Consider the following 20,890-nt stretch of genomic DNA (forward strand, 5'->3'; position numbering starts at 1 on the left):
CCTACTTATGGCCTTTTTTACTGCCAGTAGTAATTGAGTTTAAGTTTCCAGCTTGTTAAGTTTGTATGCTTATAACTAATGCGAACATCAAAATTTTGATTTATAGGTATTGATATTTCAGCTTGAGTTGTTGATTTTTCATCATTACCCAAGATAAATTGCTCGTGAGACGCTCTTAATTTTATATCTGAATACAATGTTGTTATTACACCTAGCTCTAACGATGAATCGTAAAGCTGCTCTGTTGCTGCAAGCTTCCCGAGATAAGCGTTCGCAAGCGTGAAAACCAGCGTTTTATTGTCATTAAACAAAAAAGATTTACCCAGTCCCCCCATTAAAAATGTGCTTGTGCAGCTTTGGCACAGTGTACTTTGCCTTTCGAACCCAGCATTAATTTTCCAAGATAAGTTATTCTCTTGTGGCCATTTTACATAGGTTGGCGAAAATGATTCTAAGTCGAGTAGATGCAACTTATCGACGTATAAATTTGAATTTAAAAAAGACACCTCTGAATCAACCATTTCTAAGTTAGAAAACGCAATACGTGCCACATCTGAAGCTAACGAGTCAAAGTAACTGAGTCTAAAGCCTAGCCCCAGGCTGCTTTGTTCATTTATTCGTGTAGAAGAGATAGAGATTTTTGAAGGTTTTTGACCTTTGTGAGGTGCTTGTTGTGAATATGACGAAACACTCATTTCGTTACCAATAGGGAGCGCTAATCGCGCTTTAATTAGCGCGCTTTTTAGGTCTTTGATATGCCCAACATCTTGTTTTTTTATTTGTTGTAATTGCACTAGTTCAAATAATGTTTCAATAATTCGCTTTTTACTTTTTACATTTAGTGCTGAGAACTCATTATGCTTAATATACTTAGGCGAGTTGTATATTTTCTCTGCAATATCTGATTCATTTGTAGAGAGCTCTTTCATGTACTGTGTAAAAACAGTGCTTCGCGATGGCGTAAATAGTATTTTTTTCAATAAGTTATGATTGTTATAGGAAGCTTGATGTAATTTCGAAAAAACAGTGGTTGGGATCATCCACGGTGAGCTGTTATTCGTTAATTGCTCTGCAATGACGAGTTCGATTAGTTGCGCAATGTGAAAAGCACAGTTTTCATCAGCAAAATAATAATCGAACTGTGCACCGAGTAATTCCCACAAGTGATTTGCAATAAATGTTGTGTCGTCAATATTGAGATTGAGCTTATATTCCCACAGATCTCTGAGCTCTATTTCACCGTAGTTATGCTGGTGGCGATAAAATAATTGATCGGAAAACCCGGCATTATATCCACCAAATAATCCTTTAGTTATATACACAAGACCGTTTTCGTTTTCTGGCACATGAGCACCATAATTTATACTGTAATCGAGTAATTTATTTTTTGTGGCTGTTGAACGATTAAGTTTTAACAATAAATGGCCATAAAGTGACGCTGGATTACTCATATAACCTGACGCAAATACAAGGCTTATAGAATGAATAGGTTGCTCATCTCGCCATCGGAATAATTCGGGGCATAGAGCTTTGGGCTGCGAAAATGTTAGTCCTTGTTTTTTTAACCACGTGTATCGTGCAGGGTATTTACATTGTATTTGCGAATCGTTATTAAAGCGGTGTACGGTCGCCCTAAGTTCATCAAAAGGGCTCTTGTGACCGTTAGCAGATATAAAAAAAGATTTATTGGTAATATAGCTTTTATCGAACGCAGGCTTTTTGTAATGACCTAGTTTTAACCATGTAGGGTGCTGGGATAACTGCTGTAAATTCGTTGATGCCTGAAGGTTAAATGATGTAATAAAGAAAATAAAAAATATAAGCGTATAAACTTTCATAAATACCCAGCGGGCTTGGGGCAAAAAGAGTAAAGGGACTAAATTAGCCCCTTTATAAATTATATTGCAGAGCAGTTAGCTGAGAACTGGCTAGCGATATTGCTTTCAACAAGTGTGTAAAGTGCTTGTGCATCGTTTACAGATGTTTGAGCAAAATCGTTACGGATAGTTGAGATCATTTGTGGGTGAGCTGCACTGTTGCAACCACGAACATTTAACATTGCAGAAATGTATTCGCCTTCACCTTGTGCTATTTCTTGCTCTAGGATTGGAAATGTTTGCTGAATAAATAGTGCTGTTTTAACGTTAGCGCCTTCGCAGCTCTCTACAGATGAAACGTTAGAGGAAACTGCGGTTGTTCCTAAATCCCAAATAATATTTGAAATAGCAGCGGCAGTGCCGTTGTCAGGAAAAATCATTGCGCCGATACCACATTGTTGCCACGGATTAACGTTAGCTTGAGCTGGGGTTACTATGAATGCGCTTGCTAGCACTGCTGCAGTTAAACATTTTTTTATCATTATTAAATCCTTATTTAAATGTCCCTTAAATGGGGCTTGAATTCTATAGATATCTTGGCTTTAGAGCAATAATACTTCTTATAAATTTAATGAGAAGTATATTTTGTTAAATTAAATGAGGGTAAAGCCTGATTTTAATCTGGCTTTATAGCATTAAATCGAAGAGGTTTTTAAATCAATGGCTTTGCGATTCAACAAAACAAAATATTTAATTAGTAATATGGTATAAAGCTAACTGTTAGCTCGTTTTTGCTGTATAATTTGCGACCCTTGATAATGTGGCCGTAGGTTATACAGCATGAATTTTAAATCTTTTAGTTTCGCTCCTGAAATCATCCAGGCGTTGGACGAACTTAACTATCACACCCTTACGCCCATTCAGCGCGCAGCAATTCCAGCTGTTCGTAAAGGTAAAGACGTTTTAGCCAGTGCACAAACTGGTACCGGCAAAACTGCCGCGTTTGCTTTACCTATCATCCAAAAATTGGTTGAGTCTGAACTCAGCACAACTAATGCACCTCATGCATTAGTACTTGCTCCAACGCGTGAACTTGCAGAACAAATTGCTAATAACTTTAGAGACTTTGCAAAGCATACATCACTTAAAGTAGTTAGTTTATTTGGTGGTGTGAGCACTGCCGGCCAAGCAAACGCTTTAAAAGAAGGCGTTGATGTTGTAGTTGCTACACCAGGTCGTTTATTTGACCATATCCGCCTAGGTAACTTAAGCCTTGCGAATGTTAAGCACCTTGTTCTTGATGAAGCTGACCGTATGCTTGATATGGGTTTTATCGAAGATATGCAAAACGTCATTAAAAGCTGTGCAGAAGAGCGCCAGATTTTACTTTTCTCTGCTACATTCCCTGCAGCAATTAAACAGTTTGCATCTAAAGTATTAAAACAAGCTGAAATAGTTCGTGTTGATCAAACTAACAGTACAGCAAGTACCGTTGAACATGTTGTTTACCCAGTTGAAGAACGTCGTAAGCAAGAGTTACTTTCTGAATTGATTGGTAAGAAAAACTGGCAACAAGTGCTTGTATTCGTAAACATGAAAGAAACCGCTGACGAGCTTGTTAAAGAGCTTAATCTTGATGGTATTCCGGCTGGCGTTTGCCACGGTGATAAGTCTCAAGGTAACCGTCGTCGTGCTTTACGTGAATTTAAAGAAGGCAAGGTACGTGTATTAGTAGCTACAGAAGTGGCTGCTCGTGGTATCGATATTGATGGCTTACCTCGTGTAATTAACATTGATTTACCATGGCTTGCAGAAGATTACGTTCACCGTATTGGCCGTACAGGTCGTGCTGGTCGCCAAGGTCAAGCAATCTCTTTTGTTAGCCGCGAAGAAGAAAACACCTTGTTTGAAATTGAAACGCTAATCGGCCAAAAAATCAAACGTGTATATTTAGAAGGTTATGAAGTAAGTAACCGTGAAGTACTCATTGATAAAATTGGTAAAAAACCAGCGCATTTACGCCGTACACGTTCTAACAAGTTATCAGGACAAGCAACCGGTGAAGCGAGAGCAGTAAATCGCTCACGTATTTCAAGCGTTCGTAAAAGCTTAAAAGGCGAAAAGCTATCACTTAAAAAGTCATAGTTAACGCCGTTTAGTTAAAAAACCTGAGTTTACTCAGGTTTTTTTGTGTCTAAAATTTGAGTGTTAGTAAAGTTAATGCATTTAAACAAAAAAGCCTCACAAAGTGAGGCTTTTCGATAAACAGCTTAAAAAAGAGGTTTAAGCGTTTTCTAACATAGATAATGCGACCGCTTCAGCTGCTTTAATACCATCAATACCGGCTGATAAAATACCGCCCGCGTAGCCTGCGCCTTCACCTGCAGGGTAAAGCCCTTTAGTGTTGATGCTTTGGAATGTTTTGTCGCGCTTAATACTAATAGGCGACGAAGTACGTGTTTCAACGCCGGTTAGTAAACCGTCGTTAGTTGAAAAGCCACGAATTTGTTTATTAAACGCGGGGATTGCTTCGCGAAGCGCATCAATAGCAAATTGTGGTAGCACTTTGCTCAAGTCAGTTAACTTAATACCTGGTGTGTAAGAGGGTTGTACTTCACCTAAATTTTCTGAAGATTTACCTTTCAAAAAGTCGCCAATTAGCTGTGCTGGTGCATCGTAGTTACTACCACCAAGCTCATATGCTTGCTCTTCAAGTTTGCGCTGTAAGTCTATGCCTGCAAGTGGGTTACCTGGGAAGTCTTGCTCTGGCGATATGCCTACCACAATAGCGCTGTTAGCATTACGCTCACTTCGAGAATATTGGCTCATACCATTGGTAACAACGCGGCCTTCTTCAGAGGTTGCCGCTACTACCGTGCCACCTGGGCACATACAAAAACTGTAAACGGTGCGGCCATTATCACAATGGTGAACAAGTTTATAATCGGCAGAGCCTAAAATTGGGTTACCTGCATTTGTGCCAAAACGGCATTCATCGATCATTGATTGTTTATGTTCGATTCTAAAACCGACTGAGAATGGCTTTGCTTCAACGTATATGCCTTTTTTATGGATCATATCAAACGTGTCGCGTGCACTGTGTCCAACGGCTAATACAACATGGCGAGTGTTTAGTTGTTCGCCATTTGAAAGCGTTAAACCTGTTACTTGTCCATCGTCTAAATGAATATCGTCAACACGTGTGCTAAAGCGAATTTCGCCGCCAAGTTCTATTATACGAGCGCGCATTTTTTCAATCATGGTAACAAGTTTAAACGTACCAATATGCGGCTTACTTACGTATAAAATTTCATCGGGTGCGCCTGCTTCTACAAATTCAGTAATTACTTTACGGCCGTAATGTTTTGGATCTTTTACTTGGCTGTATAACTTACCGTCTGAGAATGTACCTGCGCCACCTTCACCAAATTGTACATTTGATTCGGTATTAAGTGTGCGTTTACGCCAAAAGCCAAACGTGTCTTTTGTACGTTCACGTACCTCTTTACCGCGCTCCAATATAATGGGATTAAAACCCATTTGAGCAAGTAATAAGCCTGCAAATAAACCACACGGGCCAAAACCAATCACAACAGGGCGCTCTGTTATATCTTCGCGGGCTTGGGCTACAAATTTATAGTTTGTATCTGGCGCTACTTTTACATGTTGGTCTTTTTCAAATGTAGCGAGTAAATCGGCTTCGTTATCAACTTCTATATCGAGTGTATAAATAAGCAAAATAGCTGATTTTTTACGTGCATCATAACCACGCTTAAACACATTAAAACTGTGCAATTGTTCTGGTTGGATTTTTAGTTTATTTACAATTGCTTGGCCAATTGCATCTTCGTCATGATCAAGTGGCAGCTTTATTTCGGTTAAACGTATCATTTATATCTCTTTTAGGTGTCATAGCGGGGTATTATTACCGCTCACAATAAGGGGATGCAGGGCACAACGGGTGTGCAAACATAAGGCGCGTATTTTACGTTAAAATAGGGTGATATGGCACTTATTTATTGTATTTTTGGGGTGAATGGGTATGATCCGCAACTGTTGTTTAAAATTTTAGGTATTAAATATAGTATGGCGTTTGTAGTCACCGAAAACTGTATAAAATGTAAGTACACCGATTGCGTATCAGTGTGCCCTGCAGATGCATTTTTTGAAGGCCCTAATTTTTTAGCCATTAGCCCAATTGATTGCATAGATTGTGGGTTATGTGTCCCGGAATGTTCAGCCGACGCAATATATCAAGAAGATGAACTCCCTGAATCTCAAAAAGAGTTTACTGAATTAAATGCTGAACTTGCACTCGTATGGCCGCGCATTACTGAGGTTAAGCCTGCACCAGAGGACGCTGATGTTTGGAATGGCATAGATAACAAACTCAAACTACTCGAAACGTGATAAGTAACAAACAGTTACTCCTTTATCATTAAATAGTTAATTTTTCATTTCAAAGTATTAACAAATGTACCTGGATAAATTACAATCTTTGGCTTAAGTTGCTCCTTATGAGTAATTACAGTCTAAATGGATGTTTATGCAGTACTTTATAACTATAATAAAAAAGTTTATCTTCCTATTTTTTAGTTTCGTTTTATTACTCTCAAGCCTTAATGTAGCGGCTGAAAAACAGCAAGTATCTTTATCCCGTATTGATTCTAATATCACCGTTGATGGTGTTATGGATGAAGCGCATTGGCAAAATGCGACTCGTATTCCTTTAATCTACCAAGACGAGCCTAACGAAAAAGGCACTCCGCCTGTAAAAACGGATGCTTTTATTTACGAGGATGGCACAAACTTATATGTTGCCTTTGTTGCAGAGGATCCAAACCCTGAGCAAATTCGTGCATCGCTGCGTGACCGCGATACGTTGTGGGAAGACGATGTAGCCATTCTTGTTATTGACACCTTTAATGATGAACGCAGTGGTTATGAATTTCATGTGAACCCTCTTGGTGCACAAGGCGACATTCGCATGACCGACACTGATGGCTGGACCTCTGATACTTCGTGGAATGCTATTTGGGATAGCGCAGGGCAAATTAACGAGCAAGGTTATGTTGTTGAAATGCGTATTCCTTTTAAGGCACTACGTTTTCCTGAAAATAAAAAAGAGCTAACGTGGGGTTTTTCAGTAATGAGAAACTACCAGCGTGATGTTTTGTATCAGCTATCAAATATGGGGTTCGATCGAGATACAAAATGCAGTCTTTGTCAGTTTGATAAGTTAGTGGGTTTTAGCGATATAGAATCAAGTAAAAACATTCAACTTACACCTACGCTAACCACACTACGTAATGACAATAAATCAGAGCTACCGGGTAATTGGGATAATGGCGATATAGACACCGAAGTGGGCTTAGATTTACGTTGGGGCTTAACAAAAGACGCTGTTTTAAATGCAACCATTAATCCAGATTTTTCTCAAGTAGAAACAGACTCTTTAGAGCTTGATGTAAATACAACTTATTCTATTTATTACGCTGAAAAGCGTCCTTTCTTTTTAGATGGGGCTTCTTACTTTAAAAGCAGCTTATTTGAACTTTTATATACACGTACAATTGCAGAGCCTACTTTAGGTGCAAAGCTAACCGGTAAAACGGGCGATCATAGTTATGCGTTAATGCTCGCTGATGATGATAATAGTAATATTTTATTACCAAGTAATCAGGGCTCTGGTTTTGCAAACCTAAATGAAAAAACTAATGCGGTCGCAGGGCGCTATCAATTTGATAATGGCGAACAAGGAACAATTGGTATTTCAACCACCCATAGAGAAAGCGACGACTATCATAATACCGTATTATCAGTAGATGGGAGTTACTGGCTTAATCAATCGGACACTCTTTTGTATCAGGTATCATCGGCTGATACCCGTAACTCTGAATTTTTAATCGAGAATTATAATTTATCTGAAACTCAGTCAGATGAAGCTTATGCTCTAGAACTTACTCGCGATAAACGTGATTACAAACTGTTTGCGTCGTATGAAAATATTGGCGAGGACTACCGCACCGATTTGGGTTATCAAGAAAAAGTAGATTACGAAAAGGTTGTGTTTGGAGGCGGGCAGACATGGTATCGAGATGAAGCTGATTTACTTACCTCATGGTCATACGAAGCTGATTGGGATAAAACGTGGGCTCAAAACGGTGACTTACTTGAAGAAGAATACGAAGGTTTTTTAAGTTTTAAAGGTCAAATGCAATCTATTTTTGAAATTGGTTTAGTACATCGCTATGAAAATTATAATGGCAATTTCTACAATCAAAATATTGGCTATATTTATACTGGGTTCAAACCTACTAAAGATTTAAAGCTAACCTTATATACCGAATATGCAAGCCGTATTGACTATACCAACGAACAGCTTGGTGATGTGTTTAATACTCAAACACAGGTGGTATGGGATATTAACGACCATTGGCAACTCGATATAAAACACAACTATAGCCAATTGGATAACCCGCAAGGGGATCGTGTATTCACTGCTAACTTAGTCGACTTTAGACTTCATTATAAATTTAGCATGCGTTCAATTCTTAAATTAATTTTACAATTTGAAGATATTGATAGAGACGAAAATGCTTACTTTTATCAAGTGAGCCAAATCAATAAAGATTATGGTAGCCAGCTTGTTTACTCATATAAAATTAATGCACAAACATTATTTTACTTAGGGTATTCAGATAAAGGTTACCAAGATGATTCTCTTAAAAATATTGAGCGGGATCAGCGTACATTTTTTACAAAAGTTAGCTATGCATGGCAGCTGTAATCGCTAAAAATTACAGTGCAGCAGAAATGCTCGTTATATTAGCAAGTTGTAATGATGCAGTTTGTTACGTTACTTAGCTTTTTTGCTAAAATTGTTGCAGAAGGCGTTGAAGAAATAGGGCAGTTTGAACTGGTTAAAAAATAGGTGTGAGCTCTGTTCAGGGATATTTAGTTAGCCGCCCTGAGTCATCGATTAATGTAGGTAATAAAGTATTACGGAACAACACTAGTAACCTTTCAGCATCGGGTACAAGTGCGTGGGATATTGTTAGTTAGTTAGTTAGTTAGTTAGTTAGTTAGTTAGTTAGTTAGTTAGTTAGTTAGTTAGTTAGTTAGTTAGTTAGTTAGTTAGTTAGTTAGTTAGTTTACAAATAAAAATGCCACTCTAAATAGAGTGGCAATTTTTTGTTTAATCAGTAATTAATATGTTAAAGATCAAATGTGCGAGAAACAGCAAGTACAATACGCTCATCAGCATAATCGTAATCTAAGCTTGTGTTTTCAGCAGCCACTTCAATACCAAAACCTTCGTAGCTTGTTTGGTATGCTAAACGGTAATGGTAATAAGATTTGTCTCCCTTAATATAATCCCACTCAAACTTATCACCATCAAGTGAGTTTGAAATATCAAAGCTTGCACGTAGTGCATGATTTGGAGCCAGCTCATAAGTGTGAGCGATCATCGAAATAACATGGCCTGTATCGTAACCAAAATAATCCCAGCTGTACCAAAAATTAAGCTCAGTTTGGCCGTATTCACTTGCGTAACCAAATTTAGTGTAAGCCTCAGCGTAGTTGCCATCGCTGTTATTACCTTGATAAGTGTAATACGCAATACCGTAGTCAACGCTAAATTGCTCATCAAGTTGTACATACTTACCTACATAGGCATCAAGCTCAAAATCGGTGTCGTCACCAAAATCTACATTTGAAGCCCATACACCTGCGTAAACACCACTATCAAAAGCATAGTCTAAGCTACCTTGAATTGCAGGATCGTTATCTGTTTGAGTTACACCGTTAAAAGTGTAGTCAGACGCTGCCGTGATTGTTGTTGACCAATCAGCTGCTGCAGTCGTTGATAAAAGTGCAAATGGTAGAGCTACTACAAGTTGTTTTAGTTTGTTATTCATTATTAATCCCTAGTGTACTGTGTCTATTTTTGTGTAATCAATTGCGTTTGCTTTTGGTGAGCTATCTATATTCGTTACTGTTTTAAATTTACTGTATCCGATAAAAGCGGCACAGATAAAGAACAAGCCAATAACTAATGCGCCTACCCATTGAATTTGTAAAAATTCTAATTTAAACAATAGTGTAAGTAGTGATAGAGCAACAATATTACCTATCATGTATTTCATTTTGCCAAAACGCTTTACGGTAAAGTTTAGGTTATCTGTATATAAACGCACTAACGAATCGAGAGAGTTAATTACAAATATGATACCTACAAATACCATGGCAAAGTTTTTAATACCTTGAGTTGGAATGCCCGCATCGTGGTAGTGATAAAGTACGCTAAACCAAATCGCAATCGGAATAGAAGGGAAAATCAACATCGCACCCAATACTTGGTATGTTTTAAGTCCACCAACAAAGCGTGATGTAAATTGACCAATCATTATGCTCCATGCAAACCACCAAAATAAGTAAAACTCATGGTAATCATTAAGCGGTAAAACAAATTCATTAATGTTGGCAAAGTAAGTACCAATAGAGCCTAAGTTATTCGTAAATGCTGACATTTCACTGTCGCCAAGAACAAATGCGCCAGCCCACATAAAGGCGATTAAAGCTAAAAATAACCACGTAGTAGAAATACTTAAAATACGTACATATTTAATATCAGTACTTGAGTAAACCGCAAAACAGATAGCCGCAAACACAATTAAGTAAAACTCAGAAACTATACTTGTTCCATCACCTAGTTCGGGTAAATACCACGGTAGGTTTGTAAGCAGTAAATAAGCGGTAAATGCACATGTACCAATAATTACAACGTTATTGATAAATTTAACCCAAGGAATTTCGAAAAATTTCACTTTAGGTTCTATTACACAGAAATAAAAGCACGTAAGAAAGTAAAATCCCCAGATCAAAAATCCCCAGTAGCCAAACTCAATAGCCAGTGGATTTGCAAACGCGTATTCTGGGCTTGCTTTTATGTCTGCATAACCTGCAAACTCAGTTAAAGGAAACATGATAAGGCCAACATCTAGGCCAGAAGTAAATAGTATTGCTATAAACGTAAAGGTTCGAACTGGTGTTACACCTACTACGCGTACATTCCCCCATTTAATTAAAATAGTGATAATGGCAAGTAAGGTAAAAATGATGCCTGCATTAAGCCAAATAGTCATTGTTACCCTCCAGTAATGAATAAAAATAATTCATAAGCACTCCGTATTTTATTGTTTTATTCTCGCATTAACACAACGTAACCTATTTACATCGTGTGCCACTGCAAGGCACGCACAGGTTTAGCCCGACGAGACTAAACCTAAGCATGTGGCTAAAGTTAGATCTGTGTACTACGTTGTGTTTCTTGCCAGTTTGTTGTTATGGCAACATTCACATCCGATTTCTGTAATGGGTCTTTACCTAAAATTATGTCAGCTGCTTTTTCGGCAACCATAATAGTAGGCGCATTCAAGTTTCCGTTAGGAACAGTTGGGAATATAGATGAGTCAACAACACGTAGTCCTTCAATACCATGTACTTGGGTATTAGAGTTAACAACGGCCATATCATCTTCACCCATTTTGCATGAGCAAGAAGGGTGGTAGGCACTTTCTACGGCTTGGCGTACAAAGGCATCTATTTCTTCATCTGTTTGAATGTGTTTACCTGGTTGAATTTCTTCATCGCGGTATTCATCAAAGGCATTTTGCTCGATTATGTCGCGTGTTAAGCGAACGCACGCTCTAAAGCCTTCAATATCGTCTTGATGCTCAAGGTAATTAAATAAAATGGTTGGTGGTTGCTCAGGATTTGCAGAGGCAATAGTCACACTACCTCGGCTTTTTGGTTTGTTATGACCCACATGTACCTGAAAGCCATGACCTGCAAATGCACTTCTACCATCGTAACGCATTGCTGCTGGTAAAAAGTGATACTGAATATCTGGCCATTCAACACCTGGTTTTGAGCGAATAAACGCACACGATTCAAAATGATTCGTTGCACCTAAACCCGAACGCGTTAGTAACCAACGCGCGCCAATCAAACCTTTTGAAACAATGCCTAGCTTGCCGTTAAGCGTGATAGGTTGCTTACACTTGTATTGAAAGTAAAACTCAAGATGATCTTGTAAGTTTTGACCAACACCTGGTAAATGATGCTGTACTTCAACGCCTGCTTTTTCAAGCGCTTGAGTATCACCAATACCAGAGAGTTGTAAAATATGTGGAGAGCCAATTGGCCCTGCACTTAGTACAACGTCTTTTGCAGCATGTGCAGTTTTAACGTCGCCATTTACTTTGTATTCAATGCCAGTGGCTTTTTTGCCGTCTAAAATCACGCGTTGTGCCAGTGCACCTGTAATAATTGTTAAATTACTACGCGATTTTACAGGGTCTAAATACTCACGAGACGCAGAGCTGCGCACGCCGTCTTTTACGGTCATGTGCATTGGGCCAAAACCCTCTTGTTGCGAGGCGTTGTAATCATCTGTTGAGGCGTAACCAGCTTCAACACCTGCTTTTATAAACGTGCGATAAAGCGGGTTTTGCATTTCGTTGCCGTTATTAACGCCAAGCGGGCCTTTACCACCACGGTAAGTATTTTCACCAAGGTAAAAGCTTTCTGCCTTTTGAAAATACGGTAAACATGATTGGTAATCCCAACCGTTTGCACCGTGTTGCTGCCATTCGTCAAAATCTTTTGCGTGGCCACGTACATACACCATGCCATTAATAGATGACGAGCCGCCTAATACTTTGCCACGAGGGCAATGCATTTCACGGTTATCTAAATGAGGCTCTGGCTGCGTATGAAACTGCCATGCGTATTTGTCACTATTCATAGGAATAGATAACGCAGTTGGCATTTTTATAAAAATACTTTTATCGCTACCGCCAGTTTCAAGTAGTAACACGCGGTTATTTGAATCTTCAGACAAACGGTTTGCTAAAACACAACCCGCCGAACCCGCGCCAACAATAATATAGTCGTAATGATTACTCATAGTAGGGCGCCTTAAAATGGGCTTTCTATGTCGGCCATACCAACATAGATAGACTTAGTTTGCGTGTATTGATCAAGCGTTTGAATACCATTTTCACGGCCAATACCCGATTGCTTATAACCGCCAACTGGCATTTCAGCAGGTGAGTTACCGTATGCATTAATCCAACAAATACCCGCTTGTAACTTATGAATAACGCGGTGCGCACGTTTAATATCGCTAGTAAATACGCCAGCTGCTAAGCCTAGGTGTGTACCGTTAGCACGTGCAATCACATCGTCTTCGTCGTCAAAAACCAGCACGCTCATTACTGGGCCAAATATTTCTTCTTTAACGATAGTCATGTCGTCATTACAATCAATAAATACAGTCGGTGCTACAAAATAGCCATTAGGTGCAGATTCTGGGGAAAGCGTTGTACCACCAGTTAAAAGCGTTGCACCTTCTTCAATACCTTTATTAACGTAGCTCATTACTAGTTCTTGATGCTTTTTAGAAATAAGTGCGCCAAAGTTAGTATTTAAATCTTGTGGGTCGCCAGCAATGATGTTTTTCTCAGTGCGCGCTTTAAGCTCATCAATAAACTGCTGGTAGATATTTTTATGAACGTAAATACGTGTACAGTTAGTACAAATTTCGCCTTGCGTATAAAAGTTACCTAACATAGCAGCGCTAACCGCTTGCTCAATGTTGGCATCATCAAATACTAATAATGGAGATTTACCACCGAGTTCCATTGTTACATCTTTTAACGTACAGGCAGCACTTGCTACTACTTTTTTACCTGTGCCTACTTCACCCGTAAACGATACTTTATCAATATCGCTGTGCTGAGTTAGCCACTGGCCTACATCGCCTGCGCCTTGAACAACATTAAACACACCTGCAGGTACGCCAGCTTCAAAAAACACTTCAGCAAGCTTAATAGCACCAAGTGGTGTTTCCTCAGATGGTTTAAATATAAATGCATTACCAGCAGCAAGGGCAGGGCCCGACTTCCAACATGCAATTTGTAATGGGTAGTTCCATGCACCAATACCTGCACATATACCTAGCGGTTCTTTACGTGTGTAGTAAAAGTCATCACCCACCATTTGTTGTTGGCCTACTTGTGCTGGCGCAAGGCCTGCAAAGTATTCAATTACATCAGCGCCGGTTTCAATATCAACACAATTTGCTTCTTGCATTGGTTTACCGGTGTCGAGTACTTCTACAAGTGCCAGCTCATCGTTGCGTTCGCGTAAAATAGCCACTGCTTTTAATAAAATGCGGCTGCGTTCAATGGGTGTCATTGCTGACCACTGAGCAAAGCCTTGCTTTGCACTTGCTATGGCTGCGTTTTGAATAAATTCGTCGGCAATTTCTACTGCGTAAATAACCTCGCCCGTAGCTGGGTTTGTTACATCAAATGTTTTGCCGCTTTGGTTTGCAAGAAAATGGCCGTTAATAAAATTTTGATAGACAGGTGTAGTCACGCTAGGCTCCATATTGCTTGATAAGTGAAAGTACATAGCTTTTTGCTAACTTTTCACTGTGTTTAAACTGATTATTGTCTGATTTACTCAGTACTGATCTTAACCATAGGCCATCGATCATGGCGGCGCTAAGTTCAGCAGCTTGCTTTGCTTGCTCAATAGGCATTAATTGCTTAAAAGAAAATGCTAAATTACTTTGCAAGCGTCTACTGTTTACATTTTGTAGTCTGTGTAACTCTTTATCGTGCATCGATTGTGCCCAAAAACTCAACCACGTTCGGGTTGTATCATTGCGTTGTTGTACAAGCGCAAAGTTGGCTTCGACAATATACATTAAACGTTCAGTCGCATTTGTTTGATGGTTTACTTTGCCTATCAAGTCTTGCTTTAAGCTTGTTAGTAAGTATCGAACAGTGGCTTCAATCAGCCCCTGCTTACCATTAAAATAATGACTAATAATACCCGACGATAAACCTGCATTTTTACTAATGCTGTTTATAGTCGTTCCTTGCAGACCTTTGCTTGCAACAGATTCTATAGTTGCGTCAATTAACTGCTGACGCCTGACAGGTTCCATTCCAACTTTAGGCATAATTTTTATTAATTGAACGTTCAATAAAGATAAGCTTAAGGTAATAGCTCTAACAATTCAAGGCTGAGGTAAACATCTAGATGCCAAAATGCAAATTAATCATTAATAAATTTGCAACTAACGCAACAAATAAAGTCGGTTTATATTGTATTTAAATCCATTAAATACAGTGAGTTATAGTTGTGTGTTTTGAATTCAATAATGGTAATGATTTGTTTACAGTAATAAATGAATAAAATGATCAAAAACAATTAGTACAATAATAGTTAGAGTACTAATAGTATTAATTTGATACAAAATTGCACTAAACCTGCAATTGCTTAGTACTCTAATAAATTTACTTTGAGTGTGAACTACGCAGGTTTACTGCATTTAATTGGTAGGATTTTTAAGTTAGGCGTTATTAATAACGCCTTTGAAAAGTAGAGGGTAACGTCTTAGTCTATTGCCAATGTAGTCATCAGCTAAAATTTGCTGGCAAATAAAATCAATATCTTCGCTTGCTTCAAAAACCCAATCAAAGCGCTCTATAGCCAGTAAAAATCCACGCTTTAAATGAGTTTGAGCACGGTACTGTTCTAAATTGTCTTGAATAATTGAGACTTTGCTTGGATCAGCTTTAAGTTCTTCTACTACTTGGTTTATAAAATTAGTATTGAGCTTATTGCTTGTATTAGAAGGGCGGTTCCTGAGTTTTCGCGGGTACATTAGCTCTCGTTTGCAATGTTATATAATTTTTTCAAAAAGTCGTCTTTATGCTTTTCATGTTCGTAGTCAAGGTGGTAGGTATTATGAAAACCAAAGCGTAATTCAACGCCGCTACCTTGTAGGTATACAGTGTAGCCATCTGCGTCTGAATAAGCAGTAACGCCTTGATAATGTTTACCTTCGTCAGTCATTTCGCCTTTTTGAATGATGCGTTCATACACGGCTAAAATCTGTTTGTTGTCAATTTCGTTTTTCATACTTCACCCTTTTATTTAATACCTCATACGATAAGGATATGAGGGTCGATCATCTTAAAAACAATAGCTAAAAATGTGTGATATTGCTTTGTAATTTAGCCTTTTTAAATTATGCTCAAAACTCATTTAATGTTGAGCTTACACCATGATAGACAAGGCGTTACTACTAAAAACTCGTGAGTTATCGGATCAATTAATTGCATTGCAAACGCCAATTAGGATACTCGATGCTATTAATTGGGATAAGCAAACTAAAGAGGAGTTTTTTAGACAAAAATGTCAAAAAAATCCACTTATCGATCGTGCTTATTATCAACAGCGCGACCTTGGTTTTGTCCCTAGCGAGTTACGCCAAGCGTTTTCTACTTTGCACCGTAACATTATTAACCAATTGGGGCAGTTAAATCCGATTGCTCAATATATGGGAAAAATGTGCACTGAATATAAAACAGTATTAAGTATGCTTGAATATCGTGGTACGCCAGAGTTTCATGATTTATCGGTGGAGCTATTTGGTCACCCTAAAGACTTATTCCATGCTGGTGAGCCCTCACTTTCTGAGCTAGCTAATATGTTAGATAAACCGCTGCAAAATTTACTTATAGCCGACATATTGCCCGACGACCCTAAAAATATTGATGCTGTAGATGCTGTACGTATTTTGTCTGAGCAAGTAAATGCCAGTATGGCAGGGATAAACGTAGAGGTAATGCTTAGCGATGGTATTGTCAGTGATGCAGCCGCCGGTGCTAATAATATAAAGCTTAATCAAGATGTTAAGTTTTCTCAGCGTGAGCTTGATATTTTAGAAGTTCACGAAGGATGGATACACGTAGGTACCACTCAAAATGGTTTAGCTCAGCCTTATTTAACGTGTTTGAGTAAAGGCACGCCAAGCTCGACCATTACCCAAGAAGGCTTAGCGGTATTAACCGAAATTATTACATTAAAATCGACCCCAAGGCGTTTATCTAAATTAGTTAATCGGATTCAAGCAGTTACAAAGGTAATAGATGGCGCTGAGTTTGTAGATATATACCGTGATTATGTAGCGCAAGGCTTATCAAAAGACGACAGTTACACACTCGCGCAGCGTGTGTTTAGAGGTAGTACGCCAACAGGTCTGCCTTTTACAAAAGATATTGCCTACATTAAAGGCTTTGTACTGGTATATAACTTAATACGTGTGGCGATACAGCTTGGTCGAATCGATAGACTGCCTTTATTATTGGTAGGTAAAATATCGATAGATGATTTTAGATTAATATCGCAGCTTCATGATTTAGGTGTAATAGAGAGCCCGCAGTTTGTACCACCACACTTTAAAGATTTACGCGGTTTGGCCACTTGGTTGAGCTTTGGTCGCTTTATTGGTGACTTATCGTTTGAAAAGTTAGAAAACGATTATAAACCGTTATTTTTGTAATTAAATCACCATTTTCATTCAGGAAATATCTGTTTATTTTTTAGTATCGAAATCAAAACGCAGTTGGTATGAGTAACTGCGTTTAATTGTGTAGCTACACCTATATGGTCACATATAGAGACTGTAAGTACTGAGCCAAAAGGTTCATCGTTGAACAATAATCCTTTAATAAAAATACCTAACTGTTGTTCATAGGCAGTAATTTCAATTGCCATTTGGGCTACAGCCAAACTTTTAGATAATCAGTAAATGCCTCATTATTATGAAAACTTAAGCGCTAAATTTTACAGTTCAATGTGACAGGCTACGTAATTTAATAATTGATTAGCAGCAACCACTGCTGCAGATACTTTTTTGAAACTTTTAACTTATTGTTCAGTAAAATTAATTGTTTATTTTAATTATCGGTTTCAAAGGGTTATTTTATATTTTGTTTCGTACACGTGCATCATGCGTTTAGCAGTATCTGCATCGAATCCGTCATAGTGAATTCCCTTAAGAAATTCATACATAGCGGGGGTACGCATATACTGATTAACTAAGGTTATTGCTTTTTCGCCTTCGACTGTTTGACTACAAGCAAAGTAACCATTAATAAACTCAGGGTATTCACTTATTGCACGGCTATCTAGTTGGGCATATTGTTCGTCGGATAAAAATGATTTAACAGTATATTCATAGTCAACAATTATATCGATACGCTTATGTGTGAGTAGTTGTCCTAATTGTGCAAAGCTATCGGCACTATTTATAGAAGCGACTTGATGCCGATAATCTGCGAACATGGTATCAAGCTGTTGGTAGCTTGTTGAAGAAAGGATCCCAAATGTTTTATTATTAGAAAGTAGTTTGGAAACAGACACTTTTTCTGGTAGCCCTTGTAGGGTTTCTTTATACCCAAAAATTTTACGCTGTACGAACATTGTTGTGGGTATTTCAGAGAACAAGAAAAGCTTTTCTCGTTGCTTTGTTTTAATCAAGTTATAACTGCATACCGGTTGCGGCCCTGATAAACGCTTTATTAAGCGAGCATGGTTGGTCCATTCTGTGCTGATGTTAAATTCATCGCGTAGTATTTGTTGAAAAAGAGCATAAAAGCGTTTTTCAGCTGTACGCTCAGTCGTATCGTTATTATACGCACGGGACAATATAGTAAGGGAAGAGTGAGCTTCGGCTAGGAGAGGTAAACTAAGTAAACTAATGAAAATACAACATTTTAAAATATTCATGCAATGTCCTTTTTGTTTAAAACTATCAAGGAATGCTTGAGTTGTCTTTATAAAAAAAGCCCATACGGGCTTTTTTTATACTTAAACATAACAGATTCAATTAACGTGCGTTCGTGCTTTCAAATATTTTGTCAGCTGAGGCTGCTACAAAACCAGTATAAAGCTCGCCGTCTGCTTGAGGGTAACGAATAGCAAACTCATAAAAACAGCTAGGGATGCTCATATCACCGTCACTAAAGGTCACTGAGTATTCATCAGCAAGTGTTGACGATTGCTCTAGTAACACCTCTGGTGAGCCTTTAACTTCGCCGCCTGATGTATTAAGCGAAAAGCCTGCATCTTTCAGAGCTTGATTAACATCATGAATATTATCAAACTTAGCAAGCGTATTAATATTTACAGTAAAGTGGTTAGCACGATAACCCCACGCCGACATCCACGCTGCATATTCGCTTTCAGCTAGCAGCTGTTTGTAAGTATCGGTGCTTACTTGCCAATGTGTACCTGAGTATAAAAAGTTATCTGCTGTTACGGCGCTTTCGTCAATTTTACTTACCATATCGCTTACGATGGCTTGTAACTCAGGTGAGCATTTTTCGACTAATAACTCAGAGATAAACACTTTTGGCTGATTTGGATCGCTATGCTCGTAGTGCTTTGCGTAGAGTTTTTTAGCTTCAAAGTGGTATTCACCACATTCTTTGTAACCAATTGCTAAAAAGTGAGCCGCGAGTTTTTCAAGGCCGACCTTTTCAATATTAAATGTACGCAGTGCAATATGATCGTTAATAATGTCATCTTTTTGCGTTGACCCTAAAAGGTCATGAATTTTGTCTGCCGATGGAGTTACGTTTAAGTAGTTTTCCCAAAGGTTATTAAATAATGTGTTTACATCAGTATGCATATCAAATCCTTAAATCTTAAAATTTGGTTTTATTGCTTATTCAATTATTAAGCCCGGCGCTAGGGTTTGCGGTAAGCTCACTTTGTCTGATTCAACAGACGCTACAGGGTATGCGCAATAATCAGCGGCGTAATAAGCACTTGCTCTGTGATTACCACTGGCACCAATACCGCCAAATGGAGCTGCGCTTGAGGCACCCGTAATAGGGCGATTCCAGTTAACAATACCGGCGCGAATACGCTTTAAAAAGTGAGTGTAATCATCTTCACTATCGCTAAGTAAACCAGCGGATAAGCCAAAGCTTGTGTTGTTGGCTTCAGCAATGGCGCTGTCAAAATAGTCAAAGCGATATACTTTAATCAGCGGTCCAAAATGCTCTTCATCTGGCATGTCGGTAACGTGTGTTACATCAATAATACCCGGGCTTACAAAACCTGTGCCTGGTTTTAATTGCTTAAGTTCAACAAGGATTTGCGCGCCTTTTGATACTAATTCACTTTGCGCAGCAACCATGCCTAATGCTGCTTTTTCGCTTATCATTGCACCCATAAAAGGCTGCTCTGTAGCAAAGCTGTCATCTACAACTATGTTTTTAGTCGCGCTTATTAGTTTTTCTAAAATAGCATCGCCATTGAGCGACTTTTCAATAAATAAGCGGCGTGCACACGTACAGCGCTGGCCTGAGGTAATAAAACCAGATTGAATAATATCGTGCACAGCAGCGCTTACATCATTCACGTCTTTTACAATCAGTGGATTATTACCGCCCATTTCAAGCGCTAAAATCTTACCAGGGTGTCCAGCAAATTGCTTATGTAATAAGTGACCTGTGTTTGAGCTACCGGTAAAAAATAAGCCATCTATATCTTTATGAGAGGCAAGTGCTTTACCTGTTTCAATTTCACCTTGCACAAGGTTAATAACACCTGCAGGTAAGCCCGCTTTTAGCCAAAGTGAGAGGGTAAACTCAGCCACGTGCGGCGTAAGCTCTGATGGCTTAAATACCACTGTATTACCGGCTAAAATTGCAGGTACAATATGCCCGTTTGGTAAATGCCCCGGAAAGTTGTACGGGCCAAAAATAGCAACAACGCCATGCGGTTTGTGTCTAATAAACGCTTTAGCACCAGGCATTGGGTTTTCGGTTTTACCTGTACGCTCATGGTATGCTTTTACAGATATAGCTACTTTACCTGTCATTGCGCCCACTTCGGTACGGGTTTCCCACAATGGCTTGCCAGTTTCGCGCGCAATAATGCTAGCAAATTCTTCGCTGTGTTCTTTTAATTGTGCCGCGAAGTTTTCTAAAATAGCTATACGTTCTTCAAGTGGTTTGTCGGCCCATTGTAATTGCGCTGCTCTGGCTGCTTTTATAGCTGAATCTATTTGATCAGCGTTTGCGCCATTACCTTGCCATACAACATTGCCATTACTTGGATTGATTGATTCAAATGCTGGGCCAAGGCCTGTATGCCATTGGTTATTAATTAGGTGTGTATTCATAAAT

At 38.7% G+C, this 20,890-nt stretch carries 17 protein-coding genes and 1 pseudogene; 5 read left to right on the forward strand and 13 right to left on the reverse strand.

Going from position 1 to position 20,890, the window contains the following annotated elements; all coding sequences use genetic code 11:
• Positions 1-17 precede the first annotated feature (17 nt).
• A complete protein-coding gene (locus tag PX700_RS17770; protein WP_479521454.1) occupies positions 18-1,838 on the reverse strand; it encodes an Lnb N-terminal periplasmic domain-containing protein in 1,821 nt (606 codons plus the stop codon).
• 59 nt (positions 1,839-1,897) lie between these two features.
• Complete coding sequence (locus PX700_RS17775; protein WP_415637054.1) at positions 1,898-2,359, reverse strand: DUF3015 family protein; 462 nt, start codon at positions 2,357-2,359, stop codon at positions 1,898-1,900.
• Positions 2,360-2,657: 298 nt separating this feature from the next.
• Here PX700_RS17775 and PX700_RS17780 point away from each other — a divergent pair, with 298 nt between their 5' ends.
• The gene (locus tag PX700_RS17780) at positions 2,658-3,962 is read left to right on the forward strand and encodes a DEAD/DEAH box helicase (RefSeq protein WP_197181618.1); all 1,305 of its coding nucleotides are present in this window, start codon (positions 2,658-2,660) and stop codon (positions 3,960-3,962) included.
• Positions 3,963-4,100: 138 nt separating this feature from the next.
• On the opposite strand, the gene PX700_RS17785 is transcribed toward PX700_RS17780, so the two are convergent.
• The gene (locus tag PX700_RS17785; RefSeq protein WP_415637053.1) at positions 4,101-5,708 is read right to left on the reverse strand and encodes an NAD(P)/FAD-dependent oxidoreductase; all 1,608 of its coding nucleotides are present in this window, start codon (positions 5,706-5,708) and stop codon (positions 4,101-4,103) included.
• Positions 5,709-5,903: 195 nt separating this feature from the next.
• On the opposite strand from PX700_RS17785, the gene fdxA reads away from it, so the two are divergent.
• The 3 genes and pseudogenes from fdxA to PX700_RS17800 form a co-directional block, all read left to right on the forward strand.
• Positions 5,904-6,227, forward strand: coding sequence for a ferredoxin FdxA (gene fdxA, locus PX700_RS17790; RefSeq protein WP_024599924.1), 324 nt, complete (start codon positions 5,904-5,906; stop codon positions 6,225-6,227).
• Positions 6,228-6,363: 136 nt separating this feature from the next.
• Positions 6,364-8,607 carry a DUF5916 domain-containing protein gene (locus PX700_RS17795; RefSeq protein ID WP_479521455.1) on the forward strand — a complete coding sequence of 748 codons (2,244 nt, stop codon included), beginning with the start codon at positions 6,364-6,366 and terminating at the stop codon, positions 8,605-8,607.
• Between the two features lie 87 nt (positions 8,608-8,694).
• Positions 8,695-8,882 (forward strand): annotated as a pseudogene (locus tag PX700_RS17800) (GGDEF-domain containing protein); the annotation flags it as partial.
• A 152-nt stretch (positions 8,883-9,034) separates the two neighbouring features.
• On the opposite strand, the gene PX700_RS17805 reads toward PX700_RS17800, so the two are convergent.
• From PX700_RS17805 to PX700_RS17835, 7 genes are all read right to left on the reverse strand, one after another.
• Positions 9,035-9,739 carry a TorF family putative porin gene (locus PX700_RS17805; RefSeq protein ID WP_479521456.1) on the reverse strand — a complete coding sequence of 235 codons (705 nt, stop codon included), beginning with the start codon at positions 9,737-9,739 and terminating at the stop codon, positions 9,035-9,037.
• Positions 9,740-9,748: 9 nt separating this feature from the next.
• Positions 9,749-10,966: a BCCT family transporter gene (locus PX700_RS17810; protein WP_479521457.1), complete on the reverse strand. Its 1,218-nt coding sequence runs from the start codon at positions 10,964-10,966 to the stop codon at positions 9,749-9,751.
• Positions 10,967-11,124: 158 nt separating this feature from the next.
• Positions 11,125-12,792: a choline dehydrogenase gene (gene betA, locus PX700_RS17815; protein WP_479521458.1), complete on the reverse strand. Its 1,668-nt coding sequence runs from the start codon at positions 12,790-12,792 to the stop codon at positions 11,125-11,127.
• An 11-nt stretch (positions 12,793-12,803) separates the two neighbouring features.
• Positions 12,804-14,267 (reverse strand): betaine-aldehyde dehydrogenase, encoded by a 1,464-nt coding sequence (gene betB, locus PX700_RS17820; protein WP_479521459.1) that lies wholly within the window; start codon positions 14,265-14,267, stop codon positions 12,804-12,806.
• A gap of 1 nt (position 14,268) precedes the next feature.
• On the reverse strand, positions 14,269-14,844 hold the full coding sequence (gene betI / locus PX700_RS17825) for a transcriptional regulator BetI (RefSeq protein ID WP_415637081.1): 576 nt from the start codon (positions 14,842-14,844) through the stop codon (positions 14,269-14,271).
• A gap of 408 nt (positions 14,845-15,252) precedes the next feature.
• On the reverse strand, positions 15,253-15,567 hold the full coding sequence (locus tag PX700_RS17830) for a hypothetical protein (RefSeq protein WP_415637047.1): 315 nt from the start codon (positions 15,565-15,567) through the stop codon (positions 15,253-15,255).
• Positions 15,567-15,824 carry a DUF3081 domain-containing protein gene (locus PX700_RS17835; protein ID WP_415637046.1) on the reverse strand — a complete coding sequence of 86 codons (258 nt, stop codon included), beginning with the start codon at positions 15,822-15,824 and terminating at the stop codon, positions 15,567-15,569. Before PX700_RS17835 ends, PX700_RS17830 begins: the two co-directional genes overlap by 1 nt.
• Before the next feature lie 145 nt (positions 15,825-15,969).
• Between PX700_RS17835 and PX700_RS17840 the strand changes: the two genes are divergently transcribed.
• On the forward strand, positions 15,970-17,250 hold the full coding sequence (locus tag PX700_RS17840) for a flavohemoglobin expression-modulating QEGLA motif protein (protein ID WP_008169642.1): 1,281 nt from the start codon (positions 15,970-15,972) through the stop codon (positions 17,248-17,250).
• A 410-nt stretch (positions 17,251-17,660) separates the two neighbouring features.
• Here PX700_RS17840 and PX700_RS17845 read toward each other — a convergent pair whose 3' ends face one another.
• The 3 genes from PX700_RS17845 to astD all read right to left on the reverse strand — a co-directional run bounded on the left by PX700_RS17845 (position 17,661) and on the right by astD (position 20,886).
• Complete coding sequence (locus tag PX700_RS17845) at positions 17,661-18,479, reverse strand: hypothetical protein (protein WP_479521460.1); 819 nt, start codon at positions 18,477-18,479, stop codon at positions 17,661-17,663.
• A 100-nt stretch (positions 18,480-18,579) separates the two neighbouring features.
• Positions 18,580-19,383: a 2-oxoadipate dioxygenase/decarboxylase family protein gene (locus PX700_RS17850; protein WP_479521461.1), complete on the reverse strand. Its 804-nt coding sequence runs from the start codon at positions 19,381-19,383 to the stop codon at positions 18,580-18,582.
• Between the two features lie 36 nt (positions 19,384-19,419).
• Positions 19,420-20,886: a succinylglutamate-semialdehyde dehydrogenase gene (gene astD / locus PX700_RS17855; protein WP_479521462.1), complete on the reverse strand. Its 1,467-nt coding sequence runs from the start codon at positions 20,884-20,886 to the stop codon at positions 19,420-19,422.
• Between the last annotated feature and the right edge of the window lie 4 nt (positions 20,887-20,890).

The sequence above is a fragment of the Pseudoalteromonas sp. TP27 genome (genome assembly GCF_056470645.1).